The following is a 20,851-nucleotide window of genomic DNA, read 5'->3' on the forward strand; positions in this document are numbered from 1 at the left end:
ACCCTGGTTCGGTGGCAGCTCCGTCGGCTCTGCTGGCGTCGCTGTCCCAGTTCGGCCCCACTGCGACCGGCGTTGTGCTCGGTGGTGCTGCTGCGGGTCTGGGTGCCTGGTACCGGGCTCACCCGGACACCTTCGACACTTACGCGGCCCCGGTGCTGCGGGCGTGGCGTCGTCGCTGGGCTGGCGCGTACACCGGTCGCCGCTGGTCTGACCTGATGGGCTCGTGCGGTCTGACGCGAACACACCCGCGTACCGGGCAAGTCCTGGTGCCTCGGGTGCTGCGGGTGCGGTCGTGGTCGTCCTCGGTGGACACGGTGCGGGTGCGGCTGGTGCACGGCATGTCGTTCAAGGCGTTCGTTGACGCGGTCGACGACCTCGCCGACACCCTCAAGGCCGAACGGGTCGCGGTCGAACGCTCGGCCCCCGGTGAGGTGGTGCTGATCGTCCAGCGTGACGAGCCGTTCGCGCACGTCATCCCCTCACCGGAACTCGCGCAGGACGTCGCCGACGTCGATCCGATGTCGCTGTACATGGGCGAGGACGAGTTCGGCCGCGAGTACCGCGAACCGCTGTACGGCACGCACTTCCTGCGGGCGGGTGAGACCGGTTCGGGTAAGAACTCGCTCCCTGCGCAACGCCTGCGGGCCGCGGCTCCGCTGATCCGGGCTGGTCTGGTCCGGCCGTGGGTGATCGACCCGAAGATGCTGGAGTGGGGTTGGCTCAAGCCCATCCTCGCCGGTCGCTACGCGGACAACCCCGGTGATGGTCTGGAGCTGCTCAACGACTTCGTGGCGAACATGGAGCGCAAGCAGAAGCGCATGCAACGCGCCAAGCTGCGCAAAGCTCCGGTCTCCGAAGAGTTCCCGATCGACTGGCTGATCTTCGACGAGATCGGCTACGCGATGGCCTACCAGCCTGACTACGCGCACGCGATCTGTGGTCAGACCGCGATCATCGCCTCGACCGGTCGCACCACGCACGACGTGATCGAGGCGCTCGTGCAGGAACCCACCAAGGACACCGTGCCGGTACGCGAGCTGCTGCCGCACCGTGTGTGCCTGCGGGTCTCCAGCTCCAGCCACCCCGACATGGTGCTGGGTGACGGCATGCGGGCACGCGGCGCGACTGCTGACGAACTACCGCAGGGTGAGGAGTTTGCCGGCATCGGGTTCGCCCGCGCTCCCAAGACCCGCCAACCCCGCCGCGTCCGCGTTGCCTACACCGACGACGCCCAGTGCGACGAGCTGGTGTCGTACCTGCGCGAGCCGACCACGCTCCGCGCGGTCTCGTAGCCCTCTCGCGTTCTCTGTCCACTTCGAACCTCACAGGAGGTTTCTTCACCATGCCTGCCAACGACAACCGCTCACTGGATCGCATCCTGCGGACGGTGCGCGGACACATCCGCACCCACAACCTGCCCCGGCCGGACCGACTGGTCATCTCCACCCTGTCCCGCTCGGTGCACGCAGAGTTCACCGCGGGCACGGCGGTCGACCGGTTCGCCGCCGTGCTGCTGTGGACGGCCACCCTGCACGGCAACGAGTTCGGCCTGACCTACGGCTGGCGCGATGACGTCCGCCTCGCCGCCACCGGCCGCACCGGCACGGGCATCGGCATCGGCCTGGCGTGCTCGGGCTCGGTGTTCGACCTGGGCGGCACCGTCGAGGAACACGACGGCCTCAACGGCAGGGAACACCGGTTCGCCAACCTGCCCGGACTGCCCACCCTCGCCGAGGCCCGTACAGATCTCGCCTCGTTCGACGAACTCGCCTGCCTCGTGGCCTCGGCCCGCTCGGTCGCTCCGGTGGCTGCGGGGGTGGCGGCGTGAACCTTCACGACCACCCCGGCTACGTCGGCACGCGAACGCTGATGCTGGCCCTGTTCGGCCCTTCCGGCACCCCTCCTGCCTGGCGCGCCGATGCCGCGTGCGCGGGGGAAGACACCGAACTGTTCTTCGTTCCGACGACCACTGCTGAGGCCTTGGACGTGTGCGCGGGCTGCCCGGTCATCGCCCAGTGCCGCGCCGACCAAGTCGATTGGGAGAACCGCACCCGCTCACGCCGCTTCTACGCCTCCGGCGTCGTCGGCGGCACCACCGGATCCGAACGCAATCAGACCTACTACCCACGCACCACCACCCGGAAGGAAGTCGCCTAGCCATGAACGTTCAACTCGTCATTCCCGTCACCCGCAAGACTCCCGCCCGCGCGATCGGCCTCGGCCTGACCGTTTTGGCCGGTCTCGCCGTCATGTGGCTGCTCGTCGGGCTGCTCGGAACCGCCGTCCTGGCCGTGGAGCTGTTCATCCTCGGACGGCTGCTCCTGCGCGCGGCCAACGGCCATTAGCTCGTGTCCACGTCAGTCCCGCTAAGGGAGGTGAACCCGTGAAACTGTTCCAGCGCAACAAGAAAGCGGCCGATTACAGGCCGGAACCCACTCGGGCCGTGCGTCGGCTGCGGCACCAGCTCGACGAGGCACACGACGTGCACGCGCTGACCGGTGATCCGCTCCTGGCCGTGGTCAACGCCGACCGGCTGCGAGTCTCGATCAGCCGCTCGCTGTGGTGGTTCCTCGCGATCGGCCTCGGGTTCACCACCACGGGCGTGCACGACTTCCTCGCCGGGCGCCTCACTCTCACCGATCCGCTGTGGTGGGGAGCCTGGCTGGTCGAACCCGCGCTGGCCGGAATCCTCATCACCGTCCTGCGGTGGGAGTCCGAGATGCTCGCACGCGGCCAGCGCGTCGACGACGGCCCCGTGGTCAAGCTCAAGCGGCTGCTGCTGGCCGCGACGCTGATCACCAACGTCTGGTCCGCCGTCTCACCCTCGAAAGGCCCGGTCAGCGCGGGCAACGTGTTCCTGCACGTCGTCATCCCCGTCGTGGTGTTCCTGCTCGCTGAAGTCATGCCGATCGTCCAGCAACGCTGCGTCGCCGTTCGAGACGTGGCCCTGCGCGATGCGGCCCGGCGTGAGGCCCCACGAGCTATGCCGGCCGAATCCGCGCCTGCGCCGAGTGCAGCCGAGAACACCCCGGCCGTTGCTCGAGTAACCCCGGCAATGACCAGCACCAACCCAGACCCCTTCGCGGGCCTGAGGCTCCCCGCACCGATGCGGACCACCCTCACCGCCCGCATGACCGAACTTGGACGGCCTCTCACCGCTCCCGAAGTCTCCGAGCTGCTCCGGCTGCCCGCTGACTTCGCCACCCGCGTCGCCGACCAGCTCGCTGCTTGAGCCACGAGCAGGACAACCCCTCGCCTCTTCGCTTGAGGGCGGGACACGACAGCTCCCAGCCGTGTCCCGCCCTTCGGCTTTTCCAGCCCTGTAAAGAAAGGAGGCCTACCGTGGCCCTGCCTGCCAACCCCCACACCACCCTGGAAGACCGCATCGCCCGCAAGGTCGCCTCGCCCGGCTACCGCGAATGGCGTGCCAAGGTCACTGCCACCAACGGCTGTGCCGTCCCCGTCCGCCTGTTCGGCGCGTGGCAGCTGCACGATGCCAACACCCGCAAGGTGCTGGCCCACCACGGCGGCGAGATCTTCGTGCCCTGCGGCAACCGCCGCTCCGCCGTGTGTCCGTCCTGCTCGGACCGCTACGCCGCCGACGCCTACCACCTCATGCACGCCGGTCTCGCGGGCGGCTCCAAGGGCGTTCCGACCACCGTGACGGACAAGCCGCGGGCGTTCGCCACCCTCACCGCCCCGTCGTTCGGCGCGGTGCACAACCGCTCCACCACGACCAACGGCAAGACCAGGCCGTGTACCGGCTGCGGCGAGTACCACCACCAGGCCGACCCGCGCATCGGCACCGCCGTCGACCCCGGCACCTACGACTACGAGGGCTCGGTGCTCTGGCAGGCCAACGCCGGGGCACTGTGGCATCGCTTCCGCATCGCGCTCAACCGCGAGCTGGCCAACGCGGCAGGGCTTAAGGTCCGTGAGTTCGCCGACCACGCCCGGCTGTCCTACGCCAAGGTTGCCGAATACCAGCGACGCGGCCTCGTGCACTTCCACGCCGTCGTACGCGTGGACGGCCCGGACGGCCCCACCGACCGCACCCCCTCGTGGGTCACCAGCGAACTCCTGGACTCCTGCGTCAAGGCTGCTGCGGCCTCGGTGAAGCTCACCGTGCCCCGACCGGACGGCGTGGCTCTCGACCTGCGGTGGGGCTCGCAGGTCGATGTCCGCCCGATCCGCGCCAACCAGGCCCACGAGGTCGAGAACGAGGACGGCTCGATCAGCGAGACGCGTCTCGCCGCCTACGTGGCCAAGTACGCCACCAAGACCACCGGCAAGACGGACGGCACTGACCGGCCCATCCGCTCGCAGCTGTGCATCGACCACGCCAAGGTCAGCGACCACCACCGCCGCATCATTCAAACCGCGTGGGACCTCGGCGGTCTCCCGCAGTACGCGGACCTCAAGCTGCGCCGCTGGGCGCACATGCTCGGCTTCCGCGGCCACTTCCTCACGAAGTCCAAGCACTACAGCACGACGTTCAAGTCCATTCGCGACGAACGCCGCGCCTTCCGCCACACCGAAACCCTCGAACGCCTCGGCCTCGACGCAGACTCGGTCCTCGTCATCAACGACTGGGCCTACCAGGGCAACGGCTACGACACCGACGCCGAACGCGAACTCGCCGCCGCCCTTGCCGGCCGAATCCGCGACAACAGACGACGCAAGTACGAACAGGAGACACACCGATGAGCAAGCTGTGGACCATCAACGATCTCGCCGAGTTCCTCGGCATCCCCGTCCAGACGCTCTACCAGTGGCGCACGAAGAACTACGGCCCTCCAGGAAGAAGGGTCGGCAAGCACATCCGCTACGACCCCGAGGTGGTCATGGCGTGGTTCAACGCCCAGCCTGGGGCTGCGTGATGGGCCGCCCACGTCTCCAGGTCGGGACGCACGGGAGCATCCGCACAGAGCAGGTAGGTCCGAAGCGGTGGCGCGCCCGGTGCCGATATCGCGACTTCGACGGCAAGATCTACGAGGTCGAGCGGTACGGCACGAGCAAGTCGAACGCGATCGACCGGCTCAAGGCGGCCATCCGCGACTGGGTGACTCCCGTCGCAGGGGCGCTGATCACGGCCTCCACGCGGTTCTCCGAGGTGGCTCGGATGTGGCTGACGGACCTCGAAGCGGACGCTGAACGAGGTCTCCGGTCGTTCGGCTCGCTCGACACCTACCGCAACCGGTTGGACAAGATCGTCCTACCCGCTGTGGGCGAGCTGAGCATGAACGAGGTCACCACACCGACGCTCGATGCGCTCTGCAAGAAGGTGCGGGATCGTTCGAGCGCGAGCTCGGCCAAGACCGTGCGCAGCATTCTCGGCGGTGTCTGCGCGCTGGCCGTCCGCCACGGCGCACTGGAGATCAACCCGGTTCGCGAGGTCGGGCCGCTGGAGAGCAAACGAGCGAAGAACAAGCCTTCGCAGTCACGGGCGCTCTCCGGGGAACAGGTGCTCGACCTGCTCGCCAAGCTCGATGCCGATGAGCGGGCCGTCCGGGATGACCTACCTGACCTGGTCCGATTCTTCCTCGGAACTGGAGAACGGACCGGTGAGGCGTTGTGTGCTCACTGGCCTGACCTCGATGAAAAGGCCAAGGTCATCAACATGTCGGGCAACGTCATCCGAGCACGTGGGCGGGGCCGCATCGTGAATCGGGGCAAGACGGAGAACGCGGTGCGTCCGATCCCGCTGGCCGACTGGTGCGTGACAATGCTGGTCACGCGCAGGGTCACCGCGGAGAACCTGAACGGGCCGATCTTCCCCAGCTCGACGGGCACGATCCGCGAGGCCACCAACGTCCGCAACCGGGCCTGGAAGCCGTTCACGGTCCGCGCGGGCTACGAGTGGGTGACGTTCCGGACGTTTCGGCGGACGGTCGCAACGCTGCTCGATGAGGCAGGGCTGACTGCCCGGCAGATCGCCGACGTCCTCGGGCACGCCCGGCCGTCGATGACGCAGGATGTGTACATGGGACGGCGTGCGCCTGGCCGTGCTGCTGCCGATGCGCTTGGCGCGGTGATCGGCGGCGATACGGATAAGTGAGGGGTAAGCGGGGGGTTTGATCTTGAGCGATCATCCCCCCGCACCCGCTACCAGCTGCGATGGTGGGCCGCCAGGGACTCGAACCCTGAACCCGAAGAGTAAGAGCCTTCGCTTGGCGTTGTTCGCCGATCTTCCTCAACAGTGCTCACTACCTGCGCGAATGCGCTCTTGATCTGAGCACTGTGGACAGTCGCTTCTCGACGTTTATCGACGTTTTACGAGACTAAAGCGCATCATGATCTTGGTCCTTCTGGACCGTCCACACCTCTGCCATCATCCCGACACTGAGCCTCGAACGCGGCCGGTGGTGCTGGGTCAAGGTACTCGTTCCAGCCTTGACGCGGCGCTGCCGGCCGTTGTCATGCTCGCGGCGTCGGGGGTGGCTCGGCCTGGTGCTCGTCGAGGCGCCCCGTTGCTTCGTCCGGTGCCTGATCGGTGGCAAGGCGGCGCAGCCGTCGCGGCAGTCGAGCGCCAGGACCAGCAATCCGCGGTGACCCTGACGGCGCTCGTAGGGAGCTGCTGGCCGACATGGCTCTATGGGTTGAGCTCGTCGGTGGGGCAAGGCCGGAGGACGGCGCGCAGCGCCGCCCGGCCGACCGGCGCAGCGAAGCGGATGCCGGGAGTGCCGGGATGGAAGGTGTTCGCCGTACGCGCGGAGCGTGCCGCCAGCGGCGGCCTTGATCCTGTAGAGCACAATTCGGCAAGGCTGCCCTTAGCGCCCTGTGTTGGTGAAATCCGAAGGCCCACGTACAACGCTCAGTAGCTGAAAGTGCACGAATCGTATTGTGTCGACCAGTGTCACATTCGAGCGAGCGTATCGACGCACATAACAATCACGCCGTTTCACCTGTTCGAGGTACTCGCGTTAGACGGCAGCTCTGGAAGGATCGCTGCATGAACGAGAGCCTTGATCCAGACGCTGGGCTGGGGCCTATCGATGTCTCATCGGTTGAGCCAGCAACAGGGCCAGCGCCCGAGCCTGATCAGGCCTGGAAAGCTTTAGGGCTCGTCAATGACTGGATCAAACACGCTGAAGCTAAGGTAGGGGCAACGCTTGCTGCGAGCGCTGTTGCAGCCACGATGCTTTACAACCTGGTAAAAGATCAGAAGTCGCCCGGGTTGTGGTTGAGCATCGCCGCTGTGGCGTGTGCGGTAGCGGTCGTGGCCGCTTGGTTTTCTGCAACTATGGCGCTTATTCCTAGGCTCTCGATTGTCGGGAGAAGGAAGGCAAAAAAGGCTCACCTTGCCAGTCTTTCGGCTGTGGATGAGCTGCCGGAAGATCCGATGAATCTTCTCTTCTTTGCCAATATTGCCAGGGCGTACAAGGATGACGGGCCGTCATATATTGAAGTATTGCGATCTCTAACCGCAGACCCGGAGCAGCTTACTCGGCATATCGCGCATCAGGTTCATGCAAATGCGACGGTGGCTCACAGAAAATTCGCTTGGACGGATCGTGCGATCAGATTCCTTGTGTTGGGAATGGCGCTGCTTGGCGTGGTTGCCATTATTGTCGGCTCGAAGGGATAGCAGTGGAAGCTACGAACAAGAGCTACGACTACATCGCGAGCTTCGGGCGTATCGACGGCATCCTTGCTACTCCTCAAAGTAACTATGAGGAAGTAGACACGCTTCCTGCTAGGGACAAGCTGACTTATAGCAATGGGTTCTATGCAAACAAGACGGTGGCCGTCTTCGTTGACATTCGCGACTCGTCGAAGTTGCCTGAGATATACAAAAGGCCAAAACTGGCTCGCTTGTATAGGGCGTACATCTCGGAGATGGTTGCGATTCTCAATTCTCACGCGAAAGCTGTCGAGGTGAACATCGTTGGCGACGGCGTCTGGTCGGTTATAAACGCGCCTTACAAGGCTGATATCGATGAGGTCCTTGAGGTGATCGCCAGGATGAATGCCTTGATGAAAGTGCTCAACTACAAGCTGGGCAAGGCTGATTACTCGACGCCGATCAAAGCCGGCATAGGCGCGGCGTTCGGGCGTGCATTGATGATCAAGGCGGGGCTAAGTGGTAGTGGAATTAACGACGTCGTCTACATGGGGGACGTCGTAAACCATGCAGCGAAACTGGCCGCCAAGGCCAATGCGGGCTACTTCGTGGACCCCATCTTTCTTTCCAACGATTTCGTCGGGAATCTCAAGGAAGAGTACCAGGGCAAAGTGAAGAAGGATTGGTCCAATAATTGCTACACTTGCGATTTGGTCAACTCATTGATGAATGACTGGTATGACGAGAACTGCAATTAGCTCGATCGACTGTTGAGAATATCCGGCGGCAGGTGCGGGCCGATTGGGTGGAACGAGGGTGGGATGGCGCTTAAGGATGAGCTTGAAGGCTACGTTCAGAAGGTGCTTGATGAACAGTGGCAGCGGAGGTCCGGGCAAAAAGTCCCTGATCCTGAAGACCTTCCCCTAAGTAACGTGGCAGTCGAGCTTGACGCAACTGTTCTTTATGCGGATCTAGCAGGCTCCACTGCGATGGTGAAGAAGTGGAAGGACTGGTTCTCTGCCGAAATATATAAGAGCTACTTGTACTGCTCGGCGCGTGTGATCAGGAATCTTGGCGGGTCGATTACCGCATATGACGGAGATCGGGTCATGGCGGTATTTATCGGAGACGGGCGTAATTCCAGCGCGGCAAAGTGTGCATTGCAGATCAACTATGTCACCCAGAAGATCTTGGTTGAAAAGTTTGTCGCTAAGTATCCGAATGCGGACTTCAGCTTGCGGCAACGCGTCGGGGTGGATGCGTCCAAGCTCTTCATTGCGAGGACTGGAATTCGCGGAACAAATGATCTTGTATGGGTGGGTAATGCGGCAAATAATGCCGCAAAAATGGCGGCGCTCGATCCGGCCTATCCGTCATACGTAACTGCCGTGGTCTACGAAGACTTGATTGATAATGTCAAGTTCGGAGGTGACCCGAGGCGGAATATGTGGACGGATCTAGGGGCGGGGGACCTTGGGTATCGGATCTACGGTTCGGCCTGGAATTGGTCTGTGTAGACGGGTACGTTGGTGGAGCGTAGTGGGGGTTGCTAGACTGCAAAAAAGGGATCTCTGTGTTCGTTGAATCCGTGTTCGATTCGCATTCGTATGGAGGGGTGGATGTTCAACTCTTCTAGGTCTCTGCGGCTGATCCAATGAACCTCGCTCGATTCGCTGCTCGTCCGTAGTTCGCCACCAGTCGGTTGCGCCCGGAAGCAGATGGAGAACTGCTGGCGCACTTCGCCGTCGGTGTAGGCGATGACGTGCTTTGGGTCGGAGTAGACGCCGATGATCTCGGTGGGCTCGACGTCGATTCCGGTCTCTTCCTTGACCTCGCGAATGACGGTGCGGCCGATGGTCTCCCCGACGTCCTGCGCTCCGCCAGGGATCGAGTACAGGTCGTTGTCGGTACGCCGGATCATCAACAGCTGGCCATGCTCGTCCTGCACGAACGCGGTCACCGCCACCACGATGTTGGTCGCCTTGGGAGCGTTCGGGTCGTTGTAGTGATCAGTGCGCGCCATACCAACCTGCCTACCAGCTCGGCGCTTGCTTGCCGTCACCCTGTTGGTGGACCCGCGGCTAGAGCGCGCTGTTGAGGTACGTCAGGTCCGTCACGATGGCTTGCGGCATCTCGGACGCGAAAAGGTCCACCTTGCCGGGCCTGTTGGCGTAGCCGATGACGCGGGCACCAGCGGCATGAGCGGCCTGGATGTCGGTCAACGAGTCGCCGATAAGCACGCCGCGCGCGGCAGTGATCTTGAGGTGCTCGCTCGCTTGCTGGAGCAGGAACGGGCTCGGCTTCAATCGCGACGAATCGGAATCGGCTCGTGCGGACACGTAGTCGACGCACGCGGTCAGCTCGTGAAGATGGAGGTACGCCTCAACGGCGGCCGCGCTGTTGTTGCTGACGACTGCCAGCACGCGGCCCGAGGCGTGCCACGCCCGGATGAAGTCATGTGCGCCCGGTGTGGGTTCGGAGCTTGCCACAGCCTCGACTTCGTGGGCGCGTTGGCTGGCCTCGACGTACTCGGCTTCGTCGTCGCCAAGCGTTGCGGCGTAATAGAGAACGTCGAACGGGTCCTCGGTCTTCTCGATCTGGGCGGGCAGCTCGTCGTATCCGCCCTCGGCGAGAACGCGGCGAAGCTGGTCCGCAACGAGGTGCGCAGGGAAGCCGGCGAAGACGTCGCAGATCGGTCCGTCGAAGTCCAGTAGGACGGCATCGGCGTTCGCCAGGATGCGTTGCAAGACTTCGGGATCGTTGACCGGGACCCGTTCGGGGCTCACCGCTTGTACTCCGTGCTGATGGTGTTCCACATGCTGTCGAACCACGTGCGCGCCTGGTCGACGTACTGGCTGCCAGTGCTGGTGTCGTCGTCAGTGATCGAGTGGTGGAAGAGGATGGCGTCCTTGCCCATCAGGTCGTAGATCGCCTGAGGCTCACCGCCAAGCGAGAGTACGTGTTCGCGGACTGGGTAGAAGCCGAAGAACGCTTCCTCGTTGTTGACCAGGTAGAGCTTGAACAGTGGGGCCGTGGGGTGGACCCGTACCTCCGCGGTCGCGTCTTTGACGAGTCCGAGCGCTCCCAGTTCAGTGACGTTGTCGACGATCGCGAGCGTGTGCCGTCGCATGATCTCCTCGGCACGCTTGCGAAACGCCGGGCTGTCAGCGCGTTCGTCCACAGTGACCGGAACCGACCACGGCACACCGGGATCTGGAACGAGGATGCGCACGTGGATCGACTCGGGCGTGAGTCGGCCGATGCGGATCTTGTCCAGCGGCTCTTGCATGATGCCGTGCAGCGTCTCGCCGGAGAAACCAGCAAAGTCGATCGTCACGTGCTCGGCGTTGAACGCACGCTCGATGTGCGGGCGGAGTCCAACCGGGCGCTCCGTGCGCTCGCGGACGAACACGCCGCTGCCTTGCCTGGACACGATCAGGCCCTCGTCGCGCAGCTCGCGCAGGGCGTTCTGGACCGTCATCGGCGCGACTTCGTACTTCTTCGCCAGCTCGGCGCGGGACGGCAACTTGTCGCCGGCCTTGAAGACCTTGGTCAGGATGGCGGCCCGCAGAGCGTTCGCCACCTGCACATACGGCGGGCGCGGGTCGTCTGGGTCCAATGCCATGAGTCCTCATCTCGCGGTCGGCTGGTGCAAAGCGGTGTGTAAAGCGGCGCAAAGCGCACGTTCGCACATGTTCGCAGTGTCTGTTCGCACTTGTCTAGCCCGCCTAGGGAGCTAGCTGACCAGTGCGAATGCCGACCTGCTTGACTTGGCTAGACAGGCTAGCTACCTTGTGACTTGTCTAACCCGGATAGCCGGGCTAGCGGAGCAACGGAGGTAGTGATGGCTGTTCCCTACGGCACGCGCTTTGAGGCCCCGTTTGACCAGGTCTTTCCCATGGGCGCGCTGATGATCGGTGAGGTTGTGGCTGACCTGGAGTACATGAGCCAGGAGGACAGGGCTCGCGGTCGACAGGCCAAGCAGAAGATCGACGAGAGGTCCGGCAAGCGGCAGTGGAAGGTCGTCGTCACCGACCCGTCCGCGGAGAAGGAGCGGGACGCCTCGGTCACGGTGACGCTGCTGGCTGAGGTGCAGCCCGTTCCGCCGCACGCGGTTCAGGTCATGCCGGGCGTTGAGGTGCGGCCGATCGCGTTCGAGGGGCTGACGGTCGAGCCCCGCGTGATGGGCGACAAGTTCAAGTACCAGGGCTTCACGATCCGTGCGACGGGCATTGCGGCACCGCAGACAGGCGCGGCTCCCAAGCGGGAGAGCGGCAAGCCTGCGGGTCAGCAGGGCCATGGCGAGCAGAAGACGGCGGCCTAGTTATGGCGCGGCCGTCGCGTGAGGCGGTCGCCCGGTGGAACACCGCGTATGCCGAGCAGACAGCAGCCCTGTTCGAGGCGTCCAGCACGGGCGAGAAGAACGCGCTGATTCGTCTTGCCCTTGGCTACTCGGCCGTTGCACAGGCGTGGCGGATCTTGGCCGCTGATCTGGCGGTGCCGTTGTGGGTTCGCCACGCCTGTTCCATCGCTGCCGAGGAGTTCGAACGGCGGGCGCGGCTCGAACAGTCCCGTTTCGGGGAGGAGTCGTGATGTTGAAGCTCTTGGTCTCGCCGGGGCCTGAGGCGTCTGCGGACATCGTGCCGTGGCCTGATCTCACAGCTGCGGCCTACTGCCTCCGGATCAATCTTGATCCGGCGCAGATCGCCATTCACATGCCGGACGGGCCGGACGGTCGAGAGCAGTTGGCGGCCTTCCTTCGGAAGCTGTCGCAGCACGCCGGCCTGTTGGCTGCCGTGCTGGACCCGAGGGGTGGCGCCGGTTGGGTCGGTGGCCTGCCGGAGCAGCTTCACTCAGAGCGGGGCTAGCCATGCTCGAAGAAGTCGATGAGCGGTTCGGCATCGTGCCATACGAGATCGCCCGTGACACGACGTCGCAACTGGTGTTGGTGGCCATGCTCGACGAGCCGTGGGGCTGGTGGAACGTGGCCACGTTGGCGGCCAAGCTCAAGATGTCGATGCCGGACGTGCGGGAGAGTGTGAACTCCCTGGTTCAGGTCTCGGTGGTCGAGCGGATGTCGTTCGAGCTGGTGCGGACTGAGTACAAGGGGCGGGCGTTCTGCGTGGCTCCGTTCGGACTGCGTGCCGCGCGCTGGATGATCCGCGCCAACTTCGATGCCCTGCACCCGCTTGCCGCACAGCTCGGGTTGTCCGTGCGTCGGGCGCTGGGATTCGGCTCGATCCTCGACGGGTGCAGCTGTGACTGCGGCCGTTGCTGCTGCGGGCTTCCTGGCCCGTCCACGGTGGAAAGCGTCACGCATCGCTTGAAGCGGTGAGACCGGTGGTGCCGCGTCCCCTTGCCCGGTTGATGTACCGGCTGAACCTGACCGCGAAGCACCCCGTCACCGGTCGGGTGCGGATGGAGTACCGGAACTGCTCGCGCTGCCTCGGCGGCGGGTGGTTCCGCAAGACGGAGAAGCGGCCGCTCTGCTCCTGGTGCAGAGCGCTCGCCAAGAAGCTCGAAGAGCGCTGATCGACAACTGAACAACAAGCGTTGGTGTGTCGCACGGGAAACAGTCCAAGTCTTGGCGGGCCTCGACTGTTCCCCGGCGACTAACACCGACTCGATCAACCTTGCTTTCTTTGCGCCACAAGGAGATTCGAGCCATGCAAAGCCTAACGCCACACGTATGTGGCGCGTCAAGTCAGGGTGGTCGGCGGGCCGAGTGGAAGCTTCCGAACGGTCGTCGGTGCCAGTTCTGCCACAGGTTCGGGGTGTTCGCGCCCGGACAGATCAAGTGCTGCCGGTGCCTGGGGTGGCTGTCGCTGATCTTCGTCGTTGTGGTCGTGGACGGCGGTGACGGGCGATGAACACCGCCGAGAAGTACGCGCGCTTCGTCACGATGATCGCGGCCAAGCAGGACATCGGCAGGTACCGCGTGATTCTCGACAACGGACACGTGGAAGGCATGTTGTTGGCCCTCGCCCAGGCTGAGGGATTCGAGTGCCTGACGTGCAAAGCGTTGTGCGGCACGGGAAGCGCTGCGTTCCGCCCTATCGGTCGCGCTGAGCCGCTCGGGTTCGACGCTCCGGGTGTCGGCCGCGTGTTCCGTTGCGTGGCATGCCTCGACGGCGCTCGGGGCGGTGACGCGCGATGAAGGGGCACAAGTGGGTTGATCCCGCTCCTTTCGAGGGCTACCGGCCGCGTGTCCCGTGGTGGGCCTACCTGCCGTGGTGGCTGAACCTCATCCTGTTGCCGATCGTCCTCGTGTGGCTCGCGGTCCGACTTGTCGTGCGGCTGGGGCTCGTCGCCGTCCGCTACCCCGTGTCGGTGGTCGGACTGCTGACGGGGCATCTGTTCTACGTCCACGCCGGATGGCTGAGCCTCGCCCTTCTCGTCCTGTCTGTTGCTGCTGCCCTCGCGATCTGGGCGGGCTTGCATCGTGACTCGTTCATGCGGCACGGCTCGTACCGGCTGCTGACCGAGTGGCGGCGACTCACGGTCTACGTGCCGCAGTGGCGCACGGTGGTGCGACTCGCTGAGCTGACGAAGGACAGCCGCGGGAAGGAGTACCGCCCAAAGCTGCGTCGCGTCCGCTCTGAGGGATGGCGGGACAAGGTGCGGGTGCTCATGATCCCGGCCCAGTCTCCGGAGCAGTGGGAAGCGCGTCGGGACAACCTGGCGCACTCGTTCAATGCTCGGTCCTGCCGGGTGCGGGTGCTGAAGCCTCGCGTGCTCGAACTGGACTTCATCCACTCCGATCCGCTCTCGCGCCCGGTCGCCGTACCGCCGTTGGCGCAAGTTGGCGAAGTAGACCTGAAGCGCGTGGTCGTCGGCCGTACCGAGACAGGTAAGCCCTGGCGCTTGAAACTCCTCGGGTCTCAGGTCCTCGTCGTCGGTGTGCCGGGCGCGGGCAAGGGCTCGGTGCTCTGGTCGATCGTCTGGCAGCTCGCCCCGGCCATCAAGGCCGGCCTGGTTCGGCTCATCGGCATCGACCCCAAGGGCGGCATGGAACTCGGGCAGTGCCCGGACGCGTTCGAGAAGGTCGTCTACGACAACGGGCCGGAAGCCGTTGCGCTGCTTGAAGAAATCACCGCTGAGGTCAAGGAACGCGCCTCGCGCTACCGGGGCGTCCGGCGGCTCTGGGCGCGCAGCACGGGTGAGCCGTTCACGGTCCTGATCGTGGATGAGCTGGCGGACCTGATCGCCTACCAGCCTGACCGGAACCTTCGCGAACGTGCCACGCGTGCCATTCAGACGATCACCTCGCAGGGCCGCGCTCCGGGCTACGCCGTCGTGGGCCTGGTCCAGGACCCGCGCAAGGAGGTGGTCGCCTTCCGGCACCTGTTCACGACTCGCGTGGCGTTGCGCCTCGATGAGCCGGTGCAGGTGGACATGGTTCTGGGCGATGGCGTTCGGCAACGTGGCGCAGCTGCTCACGAGATCAGCGAGAACACGCCCGGTGTCGCGTGGAACAAGGAAGACGGCCAGCGCGAACCCGAGCGGGCGCGGGCGTTCAACGTCACCGACGCGGACCTTGTCGAGCTGGGTGTCTATCTCGCTCCGGCCACCGTTCACGAGTTCCCCGAGCGGTACGAAGGGCGTGAAGCGGCATGACCGAGTACCTGACCCGCTCGGAGCGGATGAAGCAGCCGGCCGCGCTCGATGTCGCTCGGGCCGTCGCCACAGAGCACGGCGTCTGTGTGCGGCCTTTGGCCAAGGAACGGATTGACCTAGACACCGGTCGCGTGGACATCGTTCCCGTGCCGTGCGGCTCGACGGTCGCGAGTGTGTGCCCCACCTGCGCGGAGAAGAACCGGCGGCTGCGGATGGCGCAGTGTCGTGAGGGATGGCACCTGACCGAAGAGCCTGACTTCACGCCGGACGCTCCGAGCGACGATCAGCGGGAGTTGACCGCGTACCGGGCGGACCTGGTCAAGACCTACCGCCTGGCCCTCGACGAGGGTGACGACGTCGGCGCGGAGGAAGTACGAGACGAGGTCGCGGAGGTCGACGCAGAACTTCGGCAACTCGGAGTCCGCGGCTCTCTCCCGTCCCTCGAAGTCCCTCTCAAGGCTGCTCGGAAGCGGTCGACAAAGCGGCGGCAGGATGCGGCGAACTTGCCACGGCGGCCGGTCAGCAAGCGCACGGTGGGGAAGGTCTTCGGAGGGAAGTACCAGCCTTCGACGTTCCTCACGCTCACGCTCGACACCTACGGCAAGGTCCGCAGCGACGGAACCCCGGTGGACCCGGCGACGTATGACTATCGGCGGGCTGCAAGGGATGCGGTGCACTTCGCGGCGCTGCTCGATCGGTTCGTGCAGAACCTTCGGCGCTGTGTCGGCTGGGATGCGCAGTACTTCTCGACGGTCGAGCCACAGCGGCGACTTGCTCCGCACTGGCATGCGGCGGTCCGCGGAAGCATCTCGCGGGCAGAGCTGCGGGCGGTCGCGGAAGCCACCTACCACCAGGTCTGGTGGCCCGCGCATGACGAGATCAAGTACAGCGGCGACAACATCCCGTTCTGGGATGTCCGGGCCAAGGCATTCGTTGATCCGCAGACGCGAAGGGCCTTGCCTACCTGGGAAGACGCCCTGGACGAGGTCGAGCGTCCGGCACATGTCGCGCGGTTCGGCGTGCAGGTGCACTCCAAGGGGATCCTCGGCGGGACGGAAGAAGCCGGCCGCCACATCGGCTACCTGACGAAGTACCTGACCAAGAGCATTGACGAGTGCTTCGAGGCGCAGACCGCACGGCAGGAAGACCACGCCGAACGTCTCTGCGCTGAGCTCGCGGTCACGCCCTGCTCGCCGCAGTGCCCGATCTGGCTCCTGTACGGCGTCCAGCCTCGTGGGGCTCGACTGTCCACGGTGCCGGGCAAGTGCAAGGGCAAGGCCCACAAGCGGACCACGCTCGGGGTCGCCGGGCGGCGCGTCCTGGTGTCGCGTAAGTGGTCCGGGAAGTCTCTGGCGGACCACAAGCACGACCGCAAGGCATTCGTTCGGCAACTGCTCGCGGACGTCGGCATCAAGCCGGACGACGAACCTCAACGGCTGGTCTGGAACAACCTTCAGCCCGGCGACCCGAACTTACCGCCACGGGCGCACCTGCTCCTGAGTGCTGTCGCAGAACGCCGCAGGTGGAAGGCCGAATACACAGCTGCGCTGCTCGCATCCGCCGGACCTCCGGGGAGTTCGGCAACTCCACAAGCAGCGTGATCCAAGGGGGGAAACATCATGGACGCACACCAGTTTGAGCCACTTTGGACAGTCGGCGACGTTGCACTCTTCCTGAACGTTCCGGTCCACACGCTCTACGGCTGGCGAACGAAGAACTACGGGCCGCCTGCCCGGCGCGTCGGCAAGCACCTGAGGTACCTGCCGTCCGAGGTCCGGAGCTGGTTCGAGAATCTGCTTGAGGAGGCGGCCTGATGGGACGACCGCCACTGGACATCGGGACCTACGGCAAGATTCGTTGCTATCAAACGGAAATCGGCTGGACTGCCACCGCCCAATACCGCGACTACGACGGCAAGACCCGGCCGGTCATGCGACGGGGGAAGACCAAGCCGGACGCTGAGCGGAGGCTCAAGAAGGCGCTCACCGAACGCAAGGGTCCGGTCGGCAATTCGCTGACGCCTGACAGCCGCTTCAAGGACGCGCTGGCGACGTGGCAGGAGAAGTTCCAGAAGCTCGTGGACATGGGCAAGCGATCCCCGAGCAGCCTCGACACGTACACCAGCATCCTCAACCGACACGTGCTGCCGGGTCTTGGTGAGGTGCGGATTCGGGAGATGACCGTCGCGAGAATCGACGCGTTCCTGACCGCGTTGTGGCGGTCGGTCGGCGTCGACAGCGCCAAGACGGCTCGCTCGGTGATCTCGGGTGCCCTGCGGATCGCGGTGAAGGACAAGGCGCTCGACACGAACCCTGTGAGGGACACGGACCCGCTGGAGAGCGGGAGGAAGAAGAGTCCGCGGGCGCTCACGCGGGAAGAGCGGCTGCTCTGGCTGGAGATGCTGGAGTCCGACCTGGTCGCGGTCCGGAAAGACCTGCCTGACCTCTCGCGCTTCATGATGGCCACCGGCGTGCGGATCGGCGAAGCGCTGGCCGTGTACTGGGAAGACGTCGATTTCGAGGCCGGCACGGTTGACGTGAACTACACGGTCATCCGGGTCAAGGGACTCGGGCTGATCAGGAAGTCGACCAAGACGGAAGCTGGAGAGCGGACGCTACCGCTGCCCAAGTGGGCGCTCGACATGTTGCGGCGGCGACGTGGGGTCACCCTGTTCCCCAACGGGCCGGTCTTCCCGAGCAGCCTCGGCGGGCTGCGTGATCCGGCCAACACCCGGAGGGATCTCCGCAACGCCCGCGGAGGCGATGAGTTCGCCTGGGTCACATCGCATGTCTTCCGCAAGACGGCCGCGACGATTCTCGATGAGGCGGGACTCTCCGCGCGGGTCGTCGCGGACCAGCTCGGGCACGCTCGGCCGTCCATGACCCAGGACACCTACCTGGCCCGCAAGGCGGTGGATCGGAAGGCTGCTGACGCGCTTGAGAGCGCCCTCGACAGGCCGGAGGAAGACCAGCCAGACGACTCTGACCAGGACGAACAGGGAGGTCCGCCAGATGCGGCTGCTTAAGGAGTCAGGGAGTAAACCGCATCAAAGTCGTATCAGCGATCTTCCAAAGCGAAACCCCCAGGTCCAGGACCTGGGGGTTTGGTGGGCCGCCAGGGACTCGAACCCTGAACCCGAAGATTAAAAGTCTCCTGCTCTGCCAATTGAGCTAGCAGCCCTCGCCGGGACAGCCTACCGATCGTGATTGCCGGATGTCGCTCGGGTTCCCAACGTCACGGTTGACGCACCTGACCCACCCGAACCAGCCGCCAGAACCGCAGTGAGAGGATCAGGCAAGAGTGCGAGCGGATCTTCGTACCGCGAACGACCCCGCGGCAGCTTCCATTGGAGTACGTCAGAACAACGACTCCGAGGAGCCGAGAGATGCCGCTCGACCACTACGTCACCCTGGGCCGGTCCGGCCTCCGCGTCAGCCCGTTCGCGCTCGGCGCGATGACCTTCGGCGAGGATCCGGGGTCCGCCGGGTGCAGCGTCGAGGAGTCCGAGAAGATCCTCGCCGCCTACCTCGACCGCGGCGGGAACTTCATCGACACCGCCAACTTCTACACCAACGGGCACTCGGAGAAGATCCTCGGCGACTTCTTCCGCGCGAGCGGGACCAGGGATCGGGTGGTGCTCGCGTCCAAGTTCTTCTTCAACATGTACCCCGGCGATCCGAACGGGGGTGGGGCCGGGCGCGGGGCCATTCGCAGGCAGCTCGACGAGACGTTGCGGCGGATGCGCACTGACCACCTCGACCTCTACTGGATGCACAACTGGGATCGGAACACGCCCGTCGAGGAGACCATGCGGACGCTCGACGATCTGGTGGGATCGGGCAAGGTGCGGTACGTCGGGTTCTCCAACGTGCCGGCTTGGGTGACGGCGAAAGCGCAGACCATGGCCGAGCTCAACCGGTGGACGCCGTTGATCGCGTTGCAGGTCGAGTACTCGTTGCTGGCGCGGACGATGGAGGGTGAGATCGCGCCGATGGCGCGGGACATGGGCATGGCGCTGGTGCCGTGGAGTCCGCTCAAGAACGGGTTCCTCAGCGGTAAGTACCGCAGGAACGTGCAGGTCAGGGACTCCGAGCGGGCCAAGTTCGTCAACGCGCCGACGGAGAGCGACTTCAAGGTCATCGATGTGGTCGGCCAGATCGCGGAGCAGCACGGCACGTCTGCGGCGGCGGTGGCGCTGGCGTGGTTGCGGGCGCAGCCGGGCACGGTGGTGCCGATCATCGGCGCGCGCAAGATCGAGCACTTGGAGAGCAACCTCGAGGAAGTGACGCTCACGCGGGAGCAGATCGAGGCGCTCGACGAGGTGTCGAGGCCCGACCTGAACTACCCGGCGCCGCTGCACGGTGAGCTCAGGGCCATGTTGCAGTTCGCCGGCACGACGGTCGACGGCGAGGCGTCCGGCGTCTACCCGCCGTTGCTGTTGAGCAGTGTTCGCTACTGAGGTGGAGTCAGCTCTACCTGATCAACGGCAGCGCACCTGACTGTGCTCTGGCCGGCGAGTTGGAAACCTGTGCTCAAGCCGAAAGGGGAGGCACAGGATGAAGAAGACGCTGGTAGGCGTGCTGGCAGCGGCCATGCTGTTCACCGGAACGGCCATGGCCGCGCCCGCGAACACCGTGCAGAAGCAGCTCGACGGACTCGTCAAGCAGCACCGGTTTCCGGCCGCGCTCGCCACCGCCACCGAGGCCGACGGGAAGGCGACGTCCCAGGTCGCGGGCACGTCCGAGCTGGGCAAGTACGTGCCGGTGCCCAAGAACGGGCAGGTGCGGGCGGGGTCCAACACCAAGGCTTTCGTTGCCACCGTGGTCATGCAGCTCGTGGGCGAGGGCAAGGTTCAGCTGGACGTGCCGATCACCAGGTACCTGCCCGGTGCGATCAAGGACGAGCGGATCACCGTCCGGCAGCTGCTCAACCACACCAGCGGGCTCGCGAACTACACGCAGTACATGGGGCTCGACAAGTTCGAGGAGCAGCGGCACCGGTACTACGAGCCGCGCGAGCTGCTGGACATCGCGAACGCGCACCCGCCCACCAACGAGCCCGGCGCGAAGTTCAAGTACAGCAACACGAACTACGTGCTGCTGGGGCTGCTGATCCAGAAGGTCACCGGGCGTCCGGTCGCCGAGCAGGTCGACCAGCGGGTCATCCGGAAGCTCAACCTGCGCGACACCTACTGGCCCGGCGTCGGCGAGCAGGACATCAACGGCAAGCATCCGCACGGGTACGCCAGGACGAGCAACGGTGTCGAGGACGTCACCGAGCTCGACCCGTCCTGGGGCTGGGCGGCCGGGCAGATCATCTCCACCACCAAGGACCTCAACGCCTTCTACCGCGCCCTGTTGAAGGGAGAACTCCTGCAGCAGAAGGAACTCGACGAGATGCGCAAGACCGTCGACACCGCGGGTGAGATGCCGCCCGGCGTCCAGTACGGGCTCGGCATCTCCAGCTGGCCGCTCACGTGCGGCGGGCGGTACTGGGGGCACGGCGGTGACATCCACGGGTACGAGACGCGTGGTGGTGTCACCGAGGCGGGCAGGGCGTTCTCCGTCGCGGTCACGGCGCTGCCCGGCACGTTCCAGGACACGCCGGAGGAAGCCGAGAAGGCGCACGACGCGGTTCTGGCCACTGTGGACAGTTCACTCTGCCGGTGAC

General features: G+C 65.1%; 26 protein-coding genes and 1 tRNA gene. 23 read left to right on the forward strand and 4 right to left on the reverse strand.

What is annotated here, in order from left to right; genetic code table 11:
• Positions 1 to 11: 11 nt before the first annotated feature.
• From IEZ09_RS10645 to IEZ09_RS10695, 11 genes are all read left to right on the forward strand, one after another.
• The gene (locus IEZ09_RS10645; RefSeq protein ID WP_308202386.1) at positions 12 to 1,292 is read left to right on the forward strand and encodes an FtsK/SpoIIIE domain-containing protein; all 1,281 of its coding nucleotides are present in this window, start codon (positions 12 to 14) and stop codon (positions 1,290 to 1,292) included.
• 50 nt (positions 1,293 to 1,342) lie between these two features.
• Positions 1,343 to 1,828, forward strand: a complete 486-nt coding sequence (locus tag IEZ09_RS10650) for a hypothetical protein (protein ID WP_189253481.1) — start codon at positions 1,343 to 1,345, stop codon at positions 1,826 to 1,828.
• Complete coding sequence (locus IEZ09_RS10655) at positions 1,825 to 2,157, forward strand: WhiB family transcriptional regulator (RefSeq protein WP_189253482.1); 333 nt, start codon at positions 1,825 to 1,827, stop codon at positions 2,155 to 2,157. Before IEZ09_RS10650 ends, IEZ09_RS10655 begins: the two co-directional genes overlap by 4 nt.
• A 2-nt stretch (positions 2,158 to 2,159) precedes the next feature.
• Positions 2,160 to 2,345 carry a hypothetical protein gene (locus IEZ09_RS10660; protein WP_189253483.1) on the forward strand — a complete coding sequence of 62 codons (186 nt, stop codon included), beginning with the start codon at positions 2,160 to 2,162 and terminating at the stop codon, positions 2,343 to 2,345.
• Positions 2,346 to 2,383: 38 nt separating this feature from the next.
• Positions 2,384 to 3,232, forward strand: a complete 849-nt coding sequence (locus IEZ09_RS10665; protein ID WP_229812437.1) for a hypothetical protein — start codon at positions 2,384 to 2,386, stop codon at positions 3,230 to 3,232.
• A gap of 110 nt (positions 3,233 to 3,342) precedes the next feature.
• Positions 3,343 to 4,707, forward strand: a complete 1,365-nt coding sequence (locus IEZ09_RS10670) for a replication initiator (protein ID WP_229812438.1) — start codon at positions 3,343 to 3,345, stop codon at positions 4,705 to 4,707.
• Positions 4,704 to 4,880, forward strand: coding sequence for a helix-turn-helix domain-containing protein (locus tag IEZ09_RS10675; protein WP_189253484.1), 177 nt, complete (start codon positions 4,704 to 4,706; stop codon positions 4,878 to 4,880). The genes IEZ09_RS10670 and IEZ09_RS10675 overlap by 4 nt, the downstream gene beginning before the upstream one ends.
• A complete protein-coding gene (locus tag IEZ09_RS10680) occupies positions 4,850 to 6,058 on the forward strand; it encodes a tyrosine-type recombinase/integrase (protein WP_229812439.1) in 1,209 nt (402 codons plus the stop codon). The genes IEZ09_RS10675 and IEZ09_RS10680 overlap by 31 nt, the downstream gene beginning before the upstream one ends.
• An 894-nt stretch (positions 6,059 to 6,952) precedes the next feature.
• Positions 6,953 to 7,588, forward strand: coding sequence for a Pycsar system effector family protein (locus IEZ09_RS10685; protein ID WP_189253485.1), 636 nt, complete (start codon positions 6,953 to 6,955; stop codon positions 7,586 to 7,588).
• A gap of 2 nt (positions 7,589 to 7,590) precedes the next feature.
• Positions 7,591 to 8,322: an adenylate/guanylate cyclase domain-containing protein gene (locus IEZ09_RS10690; RefSeq protein WP_189253486.1), complete on the forward strand. Its 732-nt coding sequence runs from the start codon at positions 7,591 to 7,593 to the stop codon at positions 8,320 to 8,322.
• A gap of 63 nt (positions 8,323 to 8,385) precedes the next feature.
• Entirely contained in the window at positions 8,386 to 9,081 is a 696-nt protein-coding gene (locus tag IEZ09_RS10695; RefSeq protein ID WP_189253487.1) for an adenylate/guanylate cyclase domain-containing protein, read from the forward strand.
• A gap of 32 nt (positions 9,082 to 9,113) precedes the next feature.
• Here IEZ09_RS10695 and IEZ09_RS10700 read toward each other — a convergent pair whose 3' ends face one another.
• Genes IEZ09_RS10700 through IEZ09_RS10710 form a run of 3 tightly spaced genes read right to left on the reverse strand, consistent with a single transcriptional unit; the run spans position 9,114 to position 11,189 of the window.
• Positions 9,114 to 9,587 carry an NUDIX hydrolase gene (locus IEZ09_RS10700; protein WP_189253488.1) on the reverse strand — a complete coding sequence of 158 codons (474 nt, stop codon included), beginning with the start codon at positions 9,585 to 9,587 and terminating at the stop codon, positions 9,114 to 9,116.
• Between the two features lie 58 nt (positions 9,588 to 9,645).
• Positions 9,646 to 10,350 (reverse strand): HAD family hydrolase, encoded by a 705-nt coding sequence (locus tag IEZ09_RS10705; RefSeq protein ID WP_189253489.1) that lies wholly within the window; start codon positions 10,348 to 10,350, stop codon positions 9,646 to 9,648.
• Entirely contained in the window at positions 10,347 to 11,189 is an 843-nt protein-coding gene (locus IEZ09_RS10710) for a GntR family transcriptional regulator (protein ID WP_189253490.1), read from the reverse strand. Before IEZ09_RS10710 ends, IEZ09_RS10705 begins: the two co-directional genes overlap by 4 nt.
• A 219-nt stretch (positions 11,190 to 11,408) precedes the next feature.
• Here IEZ09_RS10710 and IEZ09_RS10715 point away from each other — a divergent pair, with 219 nt between their 5' ends.
• The 10 genes from IEZ09_RS10715 (at position 11,409) to IEZ09_RS10760 (ending at position 18,206) form a co-directional block, all read left to right on the forward strand.
• Positions 11,409 to 11,888 carry a hypothetical protein gene (locus IEZ09_RS10715; RefSeq protein WP_189253491.1) on the forward strand — a complete coding sequence of 160 codons (480 nt, stop codon included), beginning with the start codon at positions 11,409 to 11,411 and terminating at the stop codon, positions 11,886 to 11,888.
• A 2-nt stretch (positions 11,889 to 11,890) separates the two neighbouring features.
• Complete coding sequence (locus tag IEZ09_RS10720; protein ID WP_189253492.1) at positions 11,891 to 12,157, forward strand: hypothetical protein; 267 nt, start codon at positions 11,891 to 11,893, stop codon at positions 12,155 to 12,157.
• Positions 12,157 to 12,432: a hypothetical protein gene (locus IEZ09_RS10725; protein ID WP_189253493.1), complete on the forward strand. Its 276-nt coding sequence runs from the start codon at positions 12,157 to 12,159 to the stop codon at positions 12,430 to 12,432. The genes IEZ09_RS10720 and IEZ09_RS10725 overlap by 1 nt, the downstream gene beginning before the upstream one ends.
• A gap of 2 nt (positions 12,433 to 12,434) precedes the next feature.
• Positions 12,435 to 12,899 (forward strand): hypothetical protein, encoded by a 465-nt coding sequence (locus IEZ09_RS10730; protein ID WP_189253494.1) that lies wholly within the window; start codon positions 12,435 to 12,437, stop codon positions 12,897 to 12,899.
• Between the two features lie 8 nt (positions 12,900 to 12,907).
• Positions 12,908 to 13,096, forward strand: coding sequence for a hypothetical protein (locus IEZ09_RS10735; RefSeq protein WP_189253495.1), 189 nt, complete (start codon positions 12,908 to 12,910; stop codon positions 13,094 to 13,096).
• A gap of 334 nt (positions 13,097 to 13,430) precedes the next feature.
• Positions 13,431 to 13,721, forward strand: coding sequence for a hypothetical protein (locus IEZ09_RS10740; protein ID WP_189253496.1), 291 nt, complete (start codon positions 13,431 to 13,433; stop codon positions 13,719 to 13,721).
• Positions 13,718 to 15,181: an FtsK/SpoIIIE domain-containing protein gene (locus IEZ09_RS10745; protein ID WP_189253497.1), complete on the forward strand. Its 1,464-nt coding sequence runs from the start codon at positions 13,718 to 13,720 to the stop codon at positions 15,179 to 15,181. Before IEZ09_RS10740 ends, IEZ09_RS10745 begins: the two co-directional genes overlap by 4 nt.
• Positions 15,178 to 16,782: a replication initiator gene (locus IEZ09_RS10750; protein WP_189253498.1), complete on the forward strand. Its 1,605-nt coding sequence runs from the start codon at positions 15,178 to 15,180 to the stop codon at positions 16,780 to 16,782. The genes IEZ09_RS10745 and IEZ09_RS10750 overlap by 4 nt, the downstream gene beginning before the upstream one ends.
• Before the next feature lie 18 nt (positions 16,783 to 16,800).
• Positions 16,801 to 16,995: a helix-turn-helix domain-containing protein gene (locus IEZ09_RS10755; RefSeq protein WP_189253499.1), complete on the forward strand. Its 195-nt coding sequence runs from the start codon at positions 16,801 to 16,803 to the stop codon at positions 16,993 to 16,995.
• Positions 16,995 to 18,206: a site-specific integrase gene (locus IEZ09_RS10760; RefSeq protein ID WP_189253500.1), complete on the forward strand. Its 1,212-nt coding sequence runs from the start codon at positions 16,995 to 16,997 to the stop codon at positions 18,204 to 18,206. Before IEZ09_RS10755 ends, IEZ09_RS10760 begins: the two co-directional genes overlap by 1 nt.
• 79 nt (positions 18,207 to 18,285) lie before the next feature.
• Here IEZ09_RS10760 and IEZ09_RS10765 read toward each other — a convergent pair.
• Positions 18,286 to 18,361: transfer RNA gene (locus IEZ09_RS10765), tRNA-Lys, on the reverse strand.
• Between the two features lie 205 nt (positions 18,362 to 18,566).
• On the opposite strand from IEZ09_RS10765, the gene IEZ09_RS10770 reads away from it, so the two are divergent.
• Both IEZ09_RS10770 and IEZ09_RS10775 read left to right on the forward strand, forming a co-directional pair.
• Positions 18,567 to 19,640 carry an aldo/keto reductase gene (locus tag IEZ09_RS10770; RefSeq protein WP_189253501.1) on the forward strand — a complete coding sequence of 358 codons (1,074 nt, stop codon included), beginning with the start codon at positions 18,567 to 18,569 and terminating at the stop codon, positions 19,638 to 19,640.
• 97 nt (positions 19,641 to 19,737) lie between these two features.
• Positions 19,738 to 20,850 (forward strand): serine hydrolase domain-containing protein, encoded by a 1,113-nt coding sequence (locus tag IEZ09_RS10775; RefSeq protein ID WP_189253502.1) that lies wholly within the window; start codon positions 19,738 to 19,740, stop codon positions 20,848 to 20,850.
• The last annotated feature ends 1 nt before the right edge of the window (position 20,851 follow it).

Origin of the sequence: Lentzea flava (assembly GCF_014648475.1) — a bacterium.
GTDB lineage: Bacteria > Actinomycetota > Actinomycetes > Mycobacteriales > Pseudonocardiaceae > Lentzea > Lentzea flava.